Raw genomic sequence first — 15,788 nt, forward strand, 5'->3', positions numbered from 1 at the left:
CGTTGTCGATGGCGGCGCCGATGACGGCGCATGCGAGGAAGGCGGCGGCGCCGACGGCGGCGAACTGCCAGTAGCCGCTGAGGACCCATCCGAGGAGGCCGCCGAGGAGGCCGAGGAATCCGAATGCGGCGAGCACGGGAAGCCTTTGCGGGTTGTCGTTCACGTTGTCTCCCTTGGGTTAGCTGAGCCGTGTGCTGCCTCGTCGCATGCGTTTTTGGACGGCGTGGGCGCGGAGGGGTGCGGGAGGTTCGGGGGGTGCGGACGGTGCCGGGGTGATGTCGCTGGCGGTGAGTCCGAGGATGTCCATGAGGGTGGCGAGGTCGGTGGCGTCGGTGGCGTGGTGGGCGACGGTGCGGACGGCGCGTGCTCGTTCGATTTGGTCGGGGTTGCGGACGGTGTCGAGGAATTCGTTGAACGTGGGGTATTTGCTCATTCGCCGCCTCCGCTGCTGCACGTGGTGTCGCTGGTGGTGTCGCATCCGCCGGTGGTCGAGTTGGTTGGGGTGTCGGTGATGCCGGTGTCGGCGGTGTCGAAGCCGATGGCGAGGGGGTCGTTGGTGTGGCCGTAGCCGTGGCGGGCGCGGTTGGGGGCGTTGCACGAGAGCCGGTGTCGGCGGGTCTGTCGGCATTCGGGGCATGGCTGGACCATGGGGTGTTCCTCTCGGTTGTGGCGGGGTGCACGGGCTAGGTCGATCGGGAATGCCCCGGCGGGTGGGCCGCATTGGCTTCTGCCGGGTTTTCCGGCGGCGCGAGGGTGGTTACAGCGGGCTAGGGCGCCCGGCGCGTCTCAGAGGCTCTGAGCGGGTCGGCGTATCCGTCGGCGACCAGTAGGGCCACGAGGTGCCGGAGTTCCACCCGCACCGGCGCCTTGAGCGTGTCGCCCGGCACACCCCACGTGGCGAGATCACCGGGGAACCAGAGGAGACGGCCGATGTCGGACACCGTCACCCACGCCCACCACTCAGCCGGATCGGCGCGGCCGGGCCGACGTTCCACCAACACGCCGTAGTCCGCTTCGGCCACCACGGCTTGTGTCGCCGTCTCTTCCATGGCCTTGTTGATGTTGAGCCGATCCACGTTCTTGCACTGCCACACGACGCCGGGTACTCCCCGGATGTCGCCGACGTCGGCACTGACGCGGTCGCCGGAGCGCCAACCGTTGTCCGGCTTGCGTTCCGCGTCCGGCCACCAGCGGCGGAGGTAGGCGGCGAGGTCACGTTCGGCCTGGTGGCCCTTGCGCCGGGCGGCGCGGCCCCGGGCAACCCGATCAGCGTGGGTGGTCATCGCTTGCCCGCCAGCCACACGAGTCCGGCGAACGACAGCGCCGCGATGGCCAGTGCCGCGAAGCCGATCAGCCGCTCGGTGTTGCCGACCATGGCGGCGGCAATGGCCGCACCGCCCGACCATGCGGCGGCGACCACCAGTGCGCCGGACAGGATGAAGCGGATCACGGGCGGGGCCTCCTCTGGTCGAACGCCGGGTATTCGGGACGCCACGTCGACATGCCGTGTCGCCGCCGGTAGTCGGGGTCTTTGGGTGTCCACGGGAGTTCGTTGGTGGAGTGCGTGAGCAGCGTCGGGAAGTCGCGGTTGTCCCGGGCGCCGCGCCACGACACCACCTCAACAAGATCGGGGTGTTCTTGTTGGCGTGCTTCGGAATGCGGGCGCAGTCCGAAGCCGAACTCTGGCCAGCGGAGGAACAACGACGATCCGACGGGCCGCAGGCGGCGCCCGCCGGTGTTCTCGCCGGAGTGGCCAACGTGGGCTTCGACGATCAGCGCGAACCCGTGCTTGACCCGAAGCCGGTCGAGCGCGTCGACCAGGGCACGTGCCGCTGGTTCGTCGCGGACGTCCAACCGCGTCAACTTGTAGATCGGTCCTCCTACGACGATGTCCGGGCTTGTGAGTGCTATGGCCTGTTCGAGCCGGGCGAACTCCGGCGGTGACGCGAGGTCGATCCCTTCGGGCCTGATCACGAACCGGACCTGTTCGGACCAGTCGACAGGATCGGCCTTTGCGTTGGCGCGCAACAAGTCCGCACGGTCCCGGACGTTGGTCCATCGACGACGGATCTGACGGCGCGAGTTCTCGACGTCGACAACCAGGACACGCAACCCCTTGTCTTCCAACACCTTTCCGGTGAACGGGTGCAGGCCACCACCCAACGCGATACCGAGTTGACAGACGAGGTGGGACTTTCCTGTGCCTTCAAAGCCGGTGATCATCATGCGGTCGTGGCGTTCGATCAGGTCCGGCACCAACCAGTCATGCGGTTCGTCGGCTTGTGCCGCGAGGTCGGCGAGGCTGATGGGCCGGTCTGCGTCGGTGAGGCCGTAGCCGGATTCGATGTCGTCGAGGTGGCAGCGCAGCTGCGCGGCAACGTCGCTGATGTCGGAGTTGTCGGCGCCGCGTTCGGCGAGTTGGGCGATGCGCACGCCGGTGGCGTACACGTTGCGGAGGTACACGGCACGTAGCAACTGTTCCGCGTACCAAGGGAATGACACCGGCGGGGGTGCGCTGGTGGCGGCGTCGATGACGAACCGGCGCACGCGGTCGGCCTGGTGGTCGGTGCCGCACGCGGCGGCGGCGTCCTCGGCGACGATCATCGCGTCGACCGGGATGCCCCGGACGATCCGGTCCCGGAGCACGGTGGCGACGGTGTCGTGAACGGGGTCGTGCCACGCGTCCGGTGGGATGACCGTGAACTGTGCCCGGTTCTCGTCCGGGCACGCGGGATCGAGAATCGTTGCGATGACTTGACGTTCGGCAACGACGTCGGCGGGAATGGGGCTGCTGTGGTGCTTCACCATGCGAGGTCCACCCCGCGCCCGGTTTTCGGGTCGTACTGGCGGAGGTCGGCGACGACGGCGCGTGCGGCGGTCGCGGTCAACTCCCGGTCGATCGGCGTGAAGCCTTTGGCACCGGCACGCCGGGCGGCTTCCAAGACGCGGGTCGGAGGGTTGCCCGCGTCAAGCAACTCTTTGGCGGTCCGCGCGACCTGCCCGACTTGTGCCCTGCTGGGGTTGACGCCGTTGGCCCGGTTCGCGTCGACCCAGGCCGCCGCGATCGTTCCGGCGTTGATCGGGTCGGCGGTGTGCGTGTCGGACGACGAAGTCGTTTCCTTTTCCCTTCCTTTTCCATTCCCTTCCGCCACTGAATCACTCCGTGAATCACTCAGTGAATCACTGGCCAGCATGTTTCCGCATGGTGGAATCTTCTTCAGGGAACGGCTCCCGGAGCCGTTCCCTGAACGTTCGGGGAGCGTTCCGGGAACGTCGGCAATGTTGGGATCGTTGTGCGGCGGGGCCGCCGGTCGAGAGGGCGACGCCTCGGACGGTCCACATTCGACAGCCGCTGACTGCGCCAACCCTCCCAATGCGTGACGTACCGAATCGGGTACGCGGAACGCGACCACGGGACTATCGCGCCGCCTGTTGTTGCACCCGAGGTGCGAAACCCGGATGTTCGAGGGGTAGTCATCCCCGCCGTGAGCGCGCGGGAGAACGTGATCAAGCGAGACGTTCAGACACGCATCGTTGTCCGCCCTGCGGATGCGTTGCTGGGGAACGGGACCACGGCAAAGGTGGCACTCATACCTGTCACGTCGCAGGTATGCCGCTACCACATCGGCGTTCTGAAGATTGGGCGCGGGGAGCCGTCCGGGCTGCGGCCGGTTGATCTTCTGGTGCTTGCGGAAGTTGGTGATCCATGCGAGACGTTCCCGCGTCCTGCCCGCCGCGTAGGGACAGACAAGTTCTGCTTTGGACAGTTCCGCCATCATGTCGGCAACGGCGGCTTCCGTGATCTCCCAGTCGTAGCGGAACGCCACGGCCTTGAGATAGGCGGGTGTCCAGCGCAACAACCCTTCGTCGTCAGCGACGTTCCACGTAGCGATGAACAGCAACCGCGCGTCTCGTGACAGTGTGCCTATCCTGTCGTCATCCCAAAAGTCCGGCTTGATGGTGCGGATACGGGCCATGGCCTACAGCTCCCGTCGCATGAGTTCTGTGATGCTGGCGCCGTCGAGGATTGCCAGCAGTAGCAGGGGGTCCGTACGTCCGTGTTGCAGGCACGCGCGGGCAAGTTGGATGCGCCGCCAGAGTTCGTCTCGGTCGGGCGCCGGGTTTGTGTCCACTGTGGTCGCCCCCTTGCGTGGTGACGGAGAGACCGGCGGCGGTGTCCTCAGGAGGGGGCACACCGCCGCCGGTGTGCCCGGCGTCGGCTCTCGTGGCCGTCACAGCGGCACGGTCCGGTGGGCGGGTCAACCGGCACGGGGGAGCGTGCGGGACTCATCGCGCACCGGGCGTGACAGCCGGGGCCGACGCCGGGAACCTGGGGGCTAGGCAGTGAGGCGGGCGTTGTGCGGGGGCTTGCCGTCGTCGGCAACAACTTCGCCGTCGAGGTAGTCGTTGTCTGGTCGCAACCCTGACACGTCCGCGAGTGCCTCGGCCATGTTGCGCCCGTTCGCGTCGGTGGACCGGGCTACAAGGTTGCGGTATTCCGCGCTGGTCGGCACGAACTTCGAGAGTTCGCGGAGCACCGTCTTGAGCCACATGCGGTCAGGCCACTTGTTCCACGGGCTGTCGGCGGACTTCGCGGTCTTGCTGACCGCCTTGACCTCGTTGATGTCCGCCTCACGGCGGACGACGACGCGCGAGAACGTGCCGTTGACCATCTCCGCGTAGGCGTACGCGCCGATCATCTTGCCTCGGTCGGTGAACCACAGTGGACAGTGGAACGGCCGGGACATCTCACCGGGAACCCACTCGAAGCGTTGGCGACGGCGGGTCTTGCCGGTGTCGGTGTCGGGATAGTCGAACCACTCAAGGTCACGTTCGTAGACGATCTCCGCCTTGACCGACGCGATTGCACCGGCCCTGTACATCAACTCAATGACGCCGGTGTAGTCCTCGATGCCGACGACTTCGTTGCCCATCGGGACAAGGTGGTAGGTCTTGCCGACTTCGAGGCCCTGCCGGGCGGCGTCAAGGAGTGCGGTGAGCACGGACGCGGTGTTGGTGCGGAAGATGCCCGCAAGCTTGGGGTTGCGGCGCAACACTCCTTGCGTCAGTCGGACCCACTGGTCTGGCCGGACGTGGGACGGGAGGACGGCGGCGAAGTCGTTGCGGTAGTCGTCGATCCGGACGACTTGGGCCTGTTCGTTGACGGCGTTGGTGATGGTGTTTCCACTCACGCTACTTGTCCGATCTTGCTTGCGTTGCGTGGCAACGGAGACGGTCGAAGGGAGGGGGCGCCGCCGCGAATGCCGGGGACGCGTATGGCGATGTTCTGGCCGTTGCACACTGCACGCCGGGCGGTTCCCATGTGGCTCAAGACTTCGGCGGCGGCATGCTGTTTGCGTTCGGCGGCTTGCTTCTCGTATGTGATCGCACGGAGGTACCAGGCGGCGAGGTCGGCCGGAAGCTCAACGGTCAGTTCGTCTATGTGGGGGCGCAGTGCCCGGACCGTGCGGTATGTGGCGTCGTGCCCGTCCAGCGGAGGCGGAACACCATCCTTGAGGGACTGCCAGAACTGCTCTGCGGCGTCACGCATGACGGCGGCTTCCTCTGCGTTCCACCGGACGTTGTAGATGCGGGCGTCCGAAAGTCCGATGAGGACGGCAACCTCTGCCTCGTTCCAACCGAGCGTGTCGAGGTACCACAACACTTGTGCGCGGTAGTACACCGGAACTTCGTCGGTGCCAGGTGTTCCCCACGCGTCGCCGGACCGGTCAGTCTTGATCTCCAGGACGCGGCGCCCGCTGAGCAGCCGGTCAGGGTTCGCGAGTTGCCACGGCCGGACCGTCGACCGCCACGTGCCGGTACGAGCCACGCGGGTCCCGGGGTGGGTGTCCCGATACCACCCGGCAATGGTGTCCTCGTGTCGGTTCCCCCACGACATTTCACGAGACGCCGGTTTGTCGTCGGCCCCACCGTTCTTGCGGTGCCACAACGAAAACGCGCTGTCCCATGGACTCAAGCCGAGGACGGCGGCGATGTCGCTTCCGCCAATTCCCGTGCTGCGCAACGCATGCCACTCCGGCGTACCGGGTGCGTGTCCGGCGACCAGTTCGGCGGCACCCTTCCTCATCGCACACCCGCCTTCCGCCACGCCGCCTTGACGAGGTCAACGAGAACGTTGACCGCGTGTTCTCGCTTCGGCTCCGGGGTGTCGCGCCAGGCGTCGCGTGCGAAGTCGGCGACGCTGTCGAGCGTGAAGACGGGGGTTAGGTGGTCGCCGGTGAAGTCGTCGAACGGCACAGGGTGGCAGTCGCCGGTGTCGGCGGCGGCGTACCAAATCCCGGTCATGGCGTGCCGCCACACGCACACCATGTCGTACTCACCATCGAGGCCTAGGTCGAGGTCTGCCATGAGTTCTAGGCCGAACGACGCCGGTTCGAGGTAGGGGTTGCTGGGTCCGCTCACGCCGAACCCTCTTCCTCCGGCGCCGCGTTGTCCGCGTCGGACACGTAGACCTCGCCCGTGTCCGGATCGACACCGGCGAACGCCGCCGTGATCTCGTCCTCGATTTCAAGCGGCAGAACCGTTGCGCCGGAACGCTTCTCAAGCGCCCGGCGGATCAGCTTCTCGGCTGCTGGGAGGTCGTTGCGGGTGATGACTTCGGCCCGGCGTACCCGGATGGTCGGCACGTGCTCGCCGGTGTCGTGGTCAGTGGTGACCTTGGAGCAGTCCACAACACACAGCAGCACGTGGTAGCGGTGCGGGTGGTCGATCAGGTCTCGGATGATGACGCCGGTTCCGTCGGCGTCTCCCTTGGGGAGGGGGCCAATCTTGGCGGTCATTGCTTGGTCCTCATGGTGTTGCGGGCGGCACGGGCACGGTGCTTGCGCACATAGGGCATGGCTTCGTTGAGGCGCCGGAGTTCTGCGATCCATGCGTCGTCGTCGATTGGGTCGGGTTCACGGTCGGGGTTGCTTCCGCCGTCGCGCTCCGGCCGGTCGCAAAGGATTGCGATGCCGACGCCGATGACGCTGAGCGTGAACAGGGCGAGAACCGTGATGCCGACGGCGTTCACGATCCGTCCACTCCGAACAGCTTTGTGATTACCCGGTCGGCGGCTGCCCGACAGTCGTCCCACGTGACGATGTCGTCCAAGTCGCCGACCGCGTCTGACAGGGTCTCGGCGACGGTGATCCTGACGGACTCGGTCCGGGACCGGCGGCGCACGTCGGCTTCTACTGCGTCGGTGACGGCGGCGGTGAAGTCGACCAGGTCTTCGGCGAGCCACACGACATATGAACCGGGCGGACGTCCCTGGTCCTCGAACACCTCCAACGACGTGTAGGCCATTCGCGTTGATTCCCCGTTGGTGTCCCGTTGCTGGACGACCGTGAAGCCGTCGGCGAACGTGCATCCGTAGCCGAGAATCCCGGGGTTCAGCTCTTGGTCGGCGGCTACGTCGTCGGGCCGGTAGATGGAGAACGGGCGCGGGCACTCTTCGTCACGAGATCCCCAGAGCGCGGTGAGGATCCGGCGTTCCCGTTCCTGTCGGAGTTGTTCGCGGAGACGCTCGATCTCCTCGGCCTGTCGCATTACGGTCTGATCGTTGCTGATCACAGTGCTCATGCGATGCCGTCCTCGTAGGTTGCGGTGAAGTTGGCGGCGGCGTCGAGGTTGGCGTTGGCGTGTAGCTCGTGCATCGCCGATGCCTCACGGAGGCCGTGCCACTCGATCGAGTGATGTTCGTGTGCGTGAGAGGCCACGAGGTAGACGGCTGCTAGCTCCCTGCGGATGGCAGCCATGCGCCGCAACCAGATGTCATCACGCGTGCCGTCGTAGCGGTGCGTGAGCCGACGGAGTTCGTTCTGGGCCTTGTGGTGTCGCGCTACCAGGACTGACGGGGTTTCTCGGTGTTCCTCGTTCACGTGTGGCACCGCTTCTGGTTGGTGGGTTTGGGTTTCACGCTGCCCGTCGGGGTCGTCGCGCTGGTCGCGGTCGCCGTCCGGGGGTCGTGTAGTTGGTGGGGACCAACAGGGCGGCGATGCGGCTTCGTTGGTCGTCGTCGAGGGGCGGGCACTGCGCCATGAGTGCCGTGATGTAGGCGGAGATCTGCGCTGTCAGTCGGTCCGGTGTGGATGCCGGTGCGTTGTCCGGTGTGGTCATGCCGCGGTGACTTCCGTTGTGTCGTCCCGCATTTCGAGCATGGTCACGGGACATCGCAGGTAGGTGGCGATTCGGTTCAGCAGATGTGGGGGTGCCGAGCGGGTGCCGCACTCAAGCTCACTGAGGTAAGACCGAGAGATGCCAACGGCTTTGGCTAGTTCACGTTGGCGCAGTCCCTTGGCGTCTCGGGTCCACCGGAGTGCAGCCGGTGAGTGATTGAGCAGCCCTTGAGGTACCCGTGTCCTCTGTGGCATGTTGCGAACATATGGCCCGAACCTTCAACTTGGGAACCCAAAGTTGAAGGTCGGTCGAGAGGTTCGCCCGGCGGGGGCACCGATGCGAACCGGCGGCCCCCCCGCTATGGTGCGGCGCATGACGGGCGAGCATGACAACACTTCGGGGGCACAGGGCAGGAAACGGCTGGGCCTCCGGGAAACCCGGAAGCTAGGCAGGCTGATTCGTGAGGCCCGGGAAGCCGTCCCTCTGACGCGCGAGGAAGTACAGGCAGCCATCGGCTTGAGCGAGACTTCCCAGTACAACGTTGAGGCCGGTGAGCGGCGCAAAAATGGGAAGAAGAAGCCGCACCGGATCCACACCGGCACACTCGTGAGCTTGGCGAAGCTCATTGGACTGACGCCGCAACAACTTGCTGACTGCGGACGGGACGAAGCCGCCGCACTGCTGCGCGCGCCCTTGCTGCCAGGTGGATTGTCTGATGACGACAAGGCTGAAGTCGCTGCGTCCCTGCTGACGCTGCGTCGCCTGGCCCCCGACTTCGAGACAATGATCAGGTGGATTGGGACGGCCACCGGCGACTTGCCCGCATCACCTGAGGACGCGGGCAACAACGACTGAAGTTGCGGCGTCGCGCCCGTCGCGGTAGGACGGCGGACAGCACCTCTCAAGATCAATTGTGGAACGGCGGTACCCACCATGCCCAAGACCCGCACGAACGGTTCCCCGCGTCCACGGGTCGGCGTGGTCGCGGCGGTCGTCGGCGCCGCCGCATGGTTGGTGATCGTGTGCCGGATCGAGAGCAGTCGGCGGGCCGTGTGCGCCGCGATCGAGGGTGTTGAGGCCCGAACCCGGGGGTTGCTCGATGAGTTGTGCGTTGCGGCGCACACGCTCGGCAAGGCGTCGGCCCGCGTGGGTATGCCGGACCTTGCGCGCGAAGCTGAAGAGGCTGAGGACCGGGCCGTCCGCGAGGAACGCGGCGAGGTCCCGCAGACCCAGGGCCACCGGGCCGCCCGTAAGACCGGCTGAGAGGCTCTCTGCGCCGTCGGCGGCGCCGGTCTGGGTAACTCCGGTAGGGTGAACCTGGCGGCGCGCTTAGCGGCCGCTGAGACGACGAAGCCCCCGTGCCTGAATCCAGCAGGCACGGGGGCTTCGTTGTGAATCCGGCTAGGCGCCGGTGTCGGCGCGCGGGTAGGACTTCGGCGCCGCGCGTTCGACCAGTCCCGCGAGTTTCAGAACGTCCGTCCGGGACGCGAGACGCGCCCGAACCTCACCTTCCGGCGCGTCCTCCCCCCACACTTCCGCCGCGAGGTCGAACGCCAGAGCGCGCCACGTGGCGGCGGGCAACCGGTCCAGCGCATCATCCGCGCCGACGGTCACCGTCCCCGCCTCGCCGGTCGAGGCTTGGCGAACTCCGACGTGATCGGTAGGCCAAGACCGTTCACCAACGTCCACCCGTCGAAACTGAGCACGGTGAGATCGGTCCGCGCGGCTTGCGTCATGTGGGCGTCTTCCAAGAGGTCCCGGCACTCACGCTCAAGACCATGCTTGACGCACTCGAACACAAGCGCCCCAACGAACCGGGCGACGTCGAAGCCGTCCACCATGACAACGAACTCCGGACGGCCCTCAAGGTGTTTGGTCCGGTAGGTCTCCACTCCGACCCTTGCGTGATCTGCGGGCCGGGCCATGGTTTTGAGCGCCGACGCGATCAAGTCAATCCGAACTCGCATGTAGTCGGGGCGCGTGTCGATCATCGGTACGGGCACGGTCAGTTCTCCCCGTCGTTGTCGTCGGCCCACGGGTCGTTGCCCGCCGCCGCCTTGTTGATGAGGTGTGCGGCGACGCCGATGCCGTCGCCAATCTGGCGGCCCGTCCGGCGCTGGTGCCACTCAAGGAATGCCACGTACTCACCGGCGTACCTGATTGCGTCTTCGGACAAGACTGGCGGCGTAGGGGTTCCGCGCCGGTCGTTCCACACGCTGAGGACCCGTTTGCCCTCCTTGGTGGGCGCGATGTCCCAAGAGTTGGTAGGCGTGCTATGCGCCAACCTGTTCCCAGTGAGGCCGTGCTCTGCTGCCCAACGCAACGCTTGTGCCACGCCGTGCGGCAACGTCTCAAGAGGACTCTCGGCCCGTACGTAGCGGCTTCCCGTGACTGTGTGCGCACCGGTCATTCGGAACTGTTCGGCCGTCGCGAGCACTTCGTGACGAAGCGGGGTCCACTGGTCCTCTGGTGCCTTGCCGGTCACTTGGTGTCCCTCTCGTTCTCGTTGGCTGACAGCACGGGTTCGACTGGCGCGCCTTTGCTGTCGTCCCACAGGTTGAGCACCCGGTCGCCCTCATCGGTCCGTGTGATGTCCATGGGGTTGAATGGCGTAGGACCGCCCGTCCGGTGTTGGATGAGGCCGCTTTTGCGGAACTCGTCGAGTGCTGCGGTCTTGTCTGGGGCCAACATGTCCCCCGGCATTGCCGGGACGCGGGCGATGTACCGGGACTCTTCGGAGGGCGCCGTTCTCTTCTTCCACACGAACTGGTCCACGTTCGCCAGCAACCAATGCCGCAACTCAGTCCAGTCGTCTAGCGAATCGATGCGCGTACTCATTTGCTCAACTCCACGTCGTCACCGGTTGCCAGAAAGAACGTGATCTCCGCGCCCTTCGGGATCTCGGTCACCGGCGCGGGGATCTCGTGCTCGGTCGTGAAGCGGATCATGGTCTTGGCGCCGGACGGGATCGGGTTGAGCGTCTGCCCGGTCACCTGTGCGCACCGCTCACACGACGGGATCTCACCCATGAACGGGTTCGTCACGGTTCCCTCAATGGCGTTGTCGCACACGGGGAACAGGTGACAAGCGGACGCTTCCGCGTTGTACACGTACGGGTGGGTGTTCACTGTCCAACCTCCTTGCTGCGCCGACGGGTTACCGCCGAACGCTTAGCCCTAGTCGTTTCTATGTCTGTCACTACCTGGTTGATCGCTGGGGCGAACGCGGCGGCTAGTTGCGTGCCGGTGCCGTCCACAGTGTGAAGGTTCCGGCGCATCGTGTGCGCGGGCTTCAAGTGCGCCGGGCGCCCCGGTCCCTCCGTCTCATACCAACGCCGCCACTCCGCTTGACGTGACGGCAACCAGCCGGGGCTACCTTCGTGTTCCACGTTGGGCGTGGGGGTGTTCGGGTAGTTCTTGCGCCACTGGGACACCGCCGCCTTGCTGTACCCGAACCACTTTCCAACCGTCGTCATGCCAACGGTTTTGATCGTCGTGACTACGGTCGGGGCTTCGTCGGCAATGGCGGGCGCATCCTGGGGGACGTCGGCGGCGGCGACGTCCAGACAGAAACGGCACCTGATGCCGGACGCGGGCATCTCCGCCGACGGCACACCGACTTGAGTGGAACGCATGCGGGTCGAGACAGCGCACGCGGCGTGCCTAGCCCGCTGACCCTTGGTCTCCAGGTGGAACACGTTCGGGTTGCTGGTATGCGCGAACCACAGGGGCGCCGCGTCGGCAACCGGCGCCGGTTCCGGCGTGACGTCGGCGACCGGCGCGGGGGCGTCGTTCCGTTGCGGTGCCTCACCGTCCACGGTTACAGGGACGATGCCCCAGACGAGACCCCTTTCCCTGACGACGGGCGGCAACGACTTCCCTGCCGCCGCTTCGGTCATGTGCCACGAGATGATGCGTTGTCCCTTGCCGTCGCGGTAGTCGATCCACCGGGCGTGGGTGTACACGCGGGTCCGGCTGGTCCGGGTTGCCAACTCGCCGTCCGGTGTGACGGCGACGAACGTGACTGCCTTGCCCATGACGCCCCCTCTCTGAGCGCGTCGCGTTGACGAGTGTCAACGCGTTCGTCTCAGTATCGACAGAACGAACGCCCCCGTTAACAGGTGTCAACGGGGGCGTTGTAGGTTCGTTATGAACGGCTATGCGACCGCCGCCGGGACGAACTCCGGCGCCGCCAGCTCCGGCGCCCTCTGCGCGAACTGGATCACGCCCGCAACCTTGGGTTCGATCACGACGGACTTCACATCGAACGGACCACCCCGCTTCGACGTCGGCACCAGCGTGACCGTGAACAGGGTCGAGATCACGGCCTGCCGTACCGCCAGCGGCTGAGCCGCCCACACCGCCGCCACACGGGCGCGGATCTCCTCGGGGGTCTCCACACCGGCTGACCCGGCAACGGCCCGCCCTGCCTCAACCAGGGGCCGCAACGGCGAGTCTGACGTGACCCGACACAGCTCCGACTCGATCTCCTCCAACCGGGCGTTACCTACTTCCGCCGCCTTGAGGAACTGAGCACGGGTCACCAGACCCAACACCCGGTCCTCTGCCAACTCGTCGAGGTTCTTCCGAATCAAAGCCGACTCCTGACGCAACGCATCCAAGTCGACTTCCTCACGCTTCGGACCGTCGGACGGAATCAAATCGATCGCGTCCGGACGGGACAAGCGGGCGACAACTGCCGCGTCGACAACCTCATCGGTTCGCACACGATTCCTGGTCATGTGCCCGCCACCGTCCGGGCAGAAGTACCTGTTAGCGCGCTTCGTGCCGCCGTTGACCTGAACCGTTGAACCGTTGCCGCACCGCCCGCACATGTAGACCCCGGTTCCCTGCCACTTGGGGGCAGCACCCGCGTTGGTCTTGCGGGACTCGTCGGTCAGCAACTCGACCGCGCGACGCCACTTCCATTCCGGAACCATCGGCGCACTCTTCGTACGACCGACTTCCTCGTTAAGGTGGATCGAGATACCGGCGTTCAAGGGCCGGAGCAGAATGTCCCGAAGACCCTGCCCGGTCCACTCCGCGCCCGTCACCGTCGGTACGTCCGCGTCACGAAGTTCCCTAGCCATTCCCCGGATCGATGCCGCCGCGCGGTTCTTCGTGTCGAGCATCAAGACCCGATCAATCGCGACGCGAACGACGTCAACTTCGTGAGCGATGTGAGTGATGCCGTCCAGCTCAAGGCCGAACCGCCGGATACCCCCCGCGAATTCACCGGCTTCCGCCTTGCGCTTCCGTCCGGCGGACACGCGGCGGGCGGTGTCACGCGACGAACGGTTAGCGATCGTCACGCCGAAACGGGCCATGTCGATTTCCGAATCGGTGCCGCCGTCGGTGAACGTCAGACTTCCGCTCACAGAACGGGCGTTGAGCTTCTTGCGCCCGGCCATGATGATGAACTCTTCGAGGTCGATCGGGTCGCGGAACGTGCGGTCAAGGTCCTCGCTCAAGAGGGCGTTCACCTTGTCGCCCTCGAACCAACCCATAACCTGAGTGAACCCGGGCCGGATCACCCGGTACGTGGTCCGGCCGTCCGGGAGAACGACGCGCTTCCGCTTGAACGCCGACGCGGCGTATTGCCGCTTGGCTTTCTCCTTGCCCTTGGTCTTCCTAGGCTTGGCGTTCTTGTCGATTACGTCGTTCTCGATCACAACGGCCCACTCGGGGATGGTCCAGCCGAGACGCTCTTCCCCGAACTTGCGGAGGTCCCTCACGCGGACGGCGAGGAACTCGGCGACCGTCAGTCCCTTCATGTTCTCGTGCCGCAAGTCAGAAAGACGCAGGTAGATGCATGCGACGATGGCGTTGGCGTCCGGCATGGCGGGCAACCTTCCTGAGCTGCGCGAACCCCGCAACTCGAACTGTGTCAGATTCCCGGGGTGGGGAAGACGACGGCCGCCGTGCACTGGGCACATCGGGTCCGCTCCCGTTTCCCCGACGGCCAGCTGTACCTCAACCTGCGTGGTCACGGCGGCGGCGAGCCGCTCACGCCGGAGCTCGCGCTCGCCGCGTTGCTGGTAGCGCTCGGAGTGGACAAGAGCCGCGTGCCGGCCGATGCCGCTGACGCCGCCGCGCTGTACCGCTCACTGCTGGCGGACCGCCAGGTCCTCGTCCTCCTGGACAACGCGGTGACGGCCGACCAGGTCCGTCCCCTGCTGCCGGGCACACCGGGCTGCCTGACGATGGTTACCAGCCGCAACCGGTTGGACGGACTGGTGGCCCGTGACGGTGCGCGGCTGTTCGTCCTCGACCTCCTGAGCCCTGTCGAGGCACGGGAAGTTCTGGAGCACCTCCTGGGCAAGCGGCGGACGGCCGCGGAGCCGGGGGCCACGGGTCAGCTGGCTGAGCTGTGCGCCCGGCTCCCGCTGGCGCTGCGCATCGCGGGGGCGAACCTCGCGGGCAGGCCCGGCTGGTCGATCGAGGACTACGTCACCGAGCTCCGCACGGGTGATCGGCTGACCGAACTCGAGGCGCAGGGCGACCCGGACACGGCGGTGCGCACCGCGATCGACCTGTCGTGCCAGAGCCTCGAGCAGGAAGCCAGCAGGCTCTTCCGCCTGCTGGGGCTGATCCCGGGGCCGGACGTGACGGTGGCCGCCGCGGCCGCGCTGGCCGGCCTTGATCAGGTCGCCACCCGGCGCGCTTTGCGCTCGCTCGCCTCCGCGCATCTCGTGGAAGAGCACACGCCCGGCCGGTTCACCTTCCACGACCTGCTTCGTCTAGCTGCATCGCAACGGTGCGTGGCTGACGAACGGACGGTGGCACAGCACCGTCTTCTGCTCTTCTACGCGATGGCGGCACGGGCAGCGATGGAGGCGATCGTTCCTCGTGCCTACCGGCCGCTGCTCGCCGTGGAGTGCGAGCTCCCGGTGTTCGCCGACAGCGCGACGGCGACCAGGTGGCTGGACGACGAGATCTCGTGCTTGATGCCCGCGGCCCACTTGGCGGGAGCCCTCGGCGAGCCCGTCATCGGGTCGCTCCTCGTGCACGTGGTCGGACAGGTCCTGGACCGGCACGGCGACGTGGTCAATGCGTTCGACTTCGCCGAAGCCGCGCTGTCCTGGACGAGGCGCACGGACAACTTCTCCGGGCAGATCCACGCGCTGTGGTCGCTCAGTTCCGCTCTCTGCCTGGTCGGCAAGTTCGGCCGGGCGGAGGCACGGATGGAGGAAGCCCGTCAGATCGTCGAGCGAGAGGGGATCGCCGATCTGGGCAGCATGGTGTTCAACCACCTCGGCCGCATCTGCGCGCCGGTGGGGAAGGTGCGCGAGGCGGTCGACCACTACCGCATGGCGGTCAAGTACGCCCAGGAAGTCGGACACTCGCTGGTGGTTCCGATCAATCTCGTGTGCGAGGGCGACATGCTGTGGGAACTGGGCGAGCTGATGGAAGCACACCGCTTGCAGACCGAGGCGATGCGTCTGGCCGAGGAGGTAGGAGATCGCAACGCCGAACTGGCCGGCCTGAGCCTGCGCGGCCGGACCTGCCGGACGCTCGGCTGGTACGACGAGGCCATCGAGCACTTCACGGCCGGCCAGGAGCTGTGCCGCGAACTGAACGAGCCGACCGTGCACGGCACCATTTTGAACCAGCTTGCGAGCACCTATCGCGACATGGGCGACTACCCGGTCGCGGTGCGCACCGCGA

At 66.4% G+C, this 15,788-nt stretch carries 23 protein-coding genes and 1 pseudogene; 3 read left to right on the forward strand and 21 right to left on the reverse strand.

Annotated elements, in window-relative coordinates; translation table 11 throughout:
• Positions 1 to 178 precede the first annotated feature (178 nt).
• The 14 genes from B0F77_RS44500 to B0F77_RS51035 form a co-directional block, all read right to left on the reverse strand.
• Entirely contained in the window at positions 179 to 433 is a 255-nt protein-coding gene (locus B0F77_RS44500) for a hypothetical protein (RefSeq protein ID WP_086669098.1), read from the reverse strand.
• Positions 430 to 648: a hypothetical protein gene (locus B0F77_RS44505; protein ID WP_086669099.1), complete on the reverse strand. Its 219-nt coding sequence runs from the start codon at positions 646 to 648 to the stop codon at positions 430 to 432. The genes B0F77_RS44500 and B0F77_RS44505 overlap by 4 nt, the downstream gene beginning before the upstream one ends.
• 119 nt (positions 649 to 767) lie before the next feature.
• Positions 768 to 1,283, reverse strand: coding sequence for a hypothetical protein (locus B0F77_RS44510; protein ID WP_086669100.1), 516 nt, complete (start codon positions 1,281 to 1,283; stop codon positions 768 to 770).
• A complete protein-coding gene (locus tag B0F77_RS48395; protein ID WP_158102999.1) occupies positions 1,280 to 1,450 on the reverse strand; it encodes a hypothetical protein in 171 nt (56 codons plus the stop codon). Before B0F77_RS48395 ends, B0F77_RS44510 begins: the two co-directional genes overlap by 4 nt.
• Positions 1,447 to 2,808 (reverse strand): AAA family ATPase, encoded by a 1,362-nt coding sequence (locus B0F77_RS44515; protein ID WP_086669101.1) that lies wholly within the window; start codon positions 2,806 to 2,808, stop codon positions 1,447 to 1,449. Before B0F77_RS44515 ends, B0F77_RS48395 begins: the two co-directional genes overlap by 4 nt.
• Complete coding sequence (locus B0F77_RS47515) at positions 2,802 to 3,977, reverse strand: HNH endonuclease (RefSeq protein WP_143467246.1); 1,176 nt, start codon at positions 3,975 to 3,977, stop codon at positions 2,802 to 2,804. The genes B0F77_RS44515 and B0F77_RS47515 overlap by 7 nt, the downstream gene beginning before the upstream one ends.
• 360 nt (positions 3,978 to 4,337) lie before the next feature.
• Entirely contained in the window at positions 4,338 to 5,192 is an 855-nt protein-coding gene (locus tag B0F77_RS44525; RefSeq protein ID WP_158103000.1) for a recombinase RecT, read from the reverse strand.
• Positions 5,189 to 6,088, reverse strand: a complete 900-nt coding sequence (locus B0F77_RS44530) for a YqaJ viral recombinase family nuclease (RefSeq protein ID WP_086669104.1) — start codon at positions 6,086 to 6,088, stop codon at positions 5,189 to 5,191. The genes B0F77_RS44525 and B0F77_RS44530 overlap by 4 nt, the downstream gene beginning before the upstream one ends.
• Entirely contained in the window at positions 6,085 to 6,423 is a 339-nt protein-coding gene (locus B0F77_RS44535; protein WP_086669105.1) for a DUF7574 domain-containing protein, read from the reverse strand. The genes B0F77_RS44530 and B0F77_RS44535 overlap by 4 nt, the downstream gene beginning before the upstream one ends.
• Positions 6,420 to 6,800 carry a hypothetical protein gene (locus tag B0F77_RS44540; RefSeq protein ID WP_086669106.1) on the reverse strand — a complete coding sequence of 127 codons (381 nt, stop codon included), beginning with the start codon at positions 6,798 to 6,800 and terminating at the stop codon, positions 6,420 to 6,422. The genes B0F77_RS44535 and B0F77_RS44540 overlap by 4 nt, the downstream gene beginning before the upstream one ends.
• The gene (locus B0F77_RS44545; RefSeq protein ID WP_086669107.1) at positions 6,797 to 7,033 is read right to left on the reverse strand and encodes a hypothetical protein; all 237 of its coding nucleotides are present in this window, start codon (positions 7,031 to 7,033) and stop codon (positions 6,797 to 6,799) included. The genes B0F77_RS44540 and B0F77_RS44545 overlap by 4 nt, the downstream gene beginning before the upstream one ends.
• Positions 7,030 to 7,584: a hypothetical protein gene (locus B0F77_RS44550; RefSeq protein WP_086669108.1), complete on the reverse strand. Its 555-nt coding sequence runs from the start codon at positions 7,582 to 7,584 to the stop codon at positions 7,030 to 7,032. The genes B0F77_RS44545 and B0F77_RS44550 overlap by 4 nt, the downstream gene beginning before the upstream one ends.
• Positions 7,581 to 7,760, reverse strand: coding sequence for a hypothetical protein (locus tag B0F77_RS47520; protein WP_143467247.1), 180 nt, complete (start codon positions 7,758 to 7,760; stop codon positions 7,581 to 7,583). Before B0F77_RS47520 ends, B0F77_RS44550 begins: the two co-directional genes overlap by 4 nt.
• A 357-nt stretch (positions 7,761 to 8,117) precedes the next feature.
• Positions 8,118 to 8,375 carry a helix-turn-helix domain-containing protein gene (locus tag B0F77_RS51035; protein ID WP_086669110.1) on the reverse strand — a complete coding sequence of 86 codons (258 nt, stop codon included), beginning with the start codon at positions 8,373 to 8,375 and terminating at the stop codon, positions 8,118 to 8,120.
• 118 nt (positions 8,376 to 8,493) lie between these two features.
• Here B0F77_RS51035 and B0F77_RS44565 point away from each other — a divergent pair, with 118 nt between their 5' ends.
• Together B0F77_RS44565 and B0F77_RS44570 are read left to right on the forward strand one after the other, a co-directional pair.
• On the forward strand, positions 8,494 to 8,976 hold the full coding sequence (locus tag B0F77_RS44565) for a helix-turn-helix domain-containing protein (RefSeq protein ID WP_158103001.1): 483 nt from the start codon (positions 8,494 to 8,496) through the stop codon (positions 8,974 to 8,976).
• A 78-nt stretch (positions 8,977 to 9,054) separates the two neighbouring features.
• The gene (locus B0F77_RS44570; protein ID WP_143467249.1) at positions 9,055 to 9,384 is read left to right on the forward strand and encodes a hypothetical protein; all 330 of its coding nucleotides are present in this window, start codon (positions 9,055 to 9,057) and stop codon (positions 9,382 to 9,384) included.
• 138 nt (positions 9,385 to 9,522) lie between these two features.
• On the opposite strand, the gene B0F77_RS44575 is transcribed toward B0F77_RS44570, so the two are convergent.
• The 7 genes from B0F77_RS44575 to B0F77_RS44600 all read right to left on the reverse strand — a co-directional run bounded on the left by B0F77_RS44575 (position 9,523) and on the right by B0F77_RS44600 (position 13,960).
• Entirely contained in the window at positions 9,523 to 9,735 is a 213-nt protein-coding gene (locus B0F77_RS44575) for a hypothetical protein (protein WP_086669113.1), read from the reverse strand.
• Positions 9,732 to 10,124, reverse strand: coding sequence for a hypothetical protein (locus tag B0F77_RS44580; protein WP_158103002.1), 393 nt, complete (start codon positions 10,122 to 10,124; stop codon positions 9,732 to 9,734). Before B0F77_RS44580 ends, B0F77_RS44575 begins: the two co-directional genes overlap by 4 nt.
• Positions 10,125 to 10,126: 2 nt before the next feature.
• Positions 10,127 to 10,297: a hypothetical protein gene (locus B0F77_RS48400; protein WP_158103003.1), complete on the reverse strand. Its 171-nt coding sequence runs from the start codon at positions 10,295 to 10,297 to the stop codon at positions 10,127 to 10,129.
• Positions 10,298 to 10,602: 305 nt separating this feature from the next.
• Positions 10,603 to 10,959 (reverse strand): hypothetical protein, encoded by a 357-nt coding sequence (locus B0F77_RS44585; protein WP_086669115.1) that lies wholly within the window; start codon positions 10,957 to 10,959, stop codon positions 10,603 to 10,605.
• Entirely contained in the window at positions 10,956 to 11,249 is a 294-nt protein-coding gene (locus B0F77_RS44590; protein WP_086669116.1) for a hypothetical protein, read from the reverse strand. Before B0F77_RS44590 ends, B0F77_RS44585 begins: the two co-directional genes overlap by 4 nt.
• Positions 11,246 to 12,157 carry a hypothetical protein gene (locus tag B0F77_RS44595; RefSeq protein ID WP_086669117.1) on the reverse strand — a complete coding sequence of 304 codons (912 nt, stop codon included), beginning with the start codon at positions 12,155 to 12,157 and terminating at the stop codon, positions 11,246 to 11,248. Before B0F77_RS44595 ends, B0F77_RS44590 begins: the two co-directional genes overlap by 4 nt.
• A gap of 120 nt (positions 12,158 to 12,277) precedes the next feature.
• Positions 12,278 to 13,960: a recombinase family protein gene (locus B0F77_RS44600; RefSeq protein ID WP_158103004.1), complete on the reverse strand. Its 1,683-nt coding sequence runs from the start codon at positions 13,958 to 13,960 to the stop codon at positions 12,278 to 12,280.
• Positions 13,961 to 14,020: 60 nt separating this feature from the next.
• Between B0F77_RS44600 and B0F77_RS44605 the strand changes: the two are divergent.
• A pseudogene (locus B0F77_RS44605) lies at positions 14,021 to 15,788 on the forward strand (AfsR family transcriptional regulator); the annotation flags it as partial.

It is taken from the genome of Lentzea kentuckyensis, assembly GCF_002150765.1.
Classification (GTDB): Bacteria; Actinomycetota; Actinomycetes; order Mycobacteriales; family Pseudonocardiaceae; genus Lentzea; species Lentzea kentuckyensis.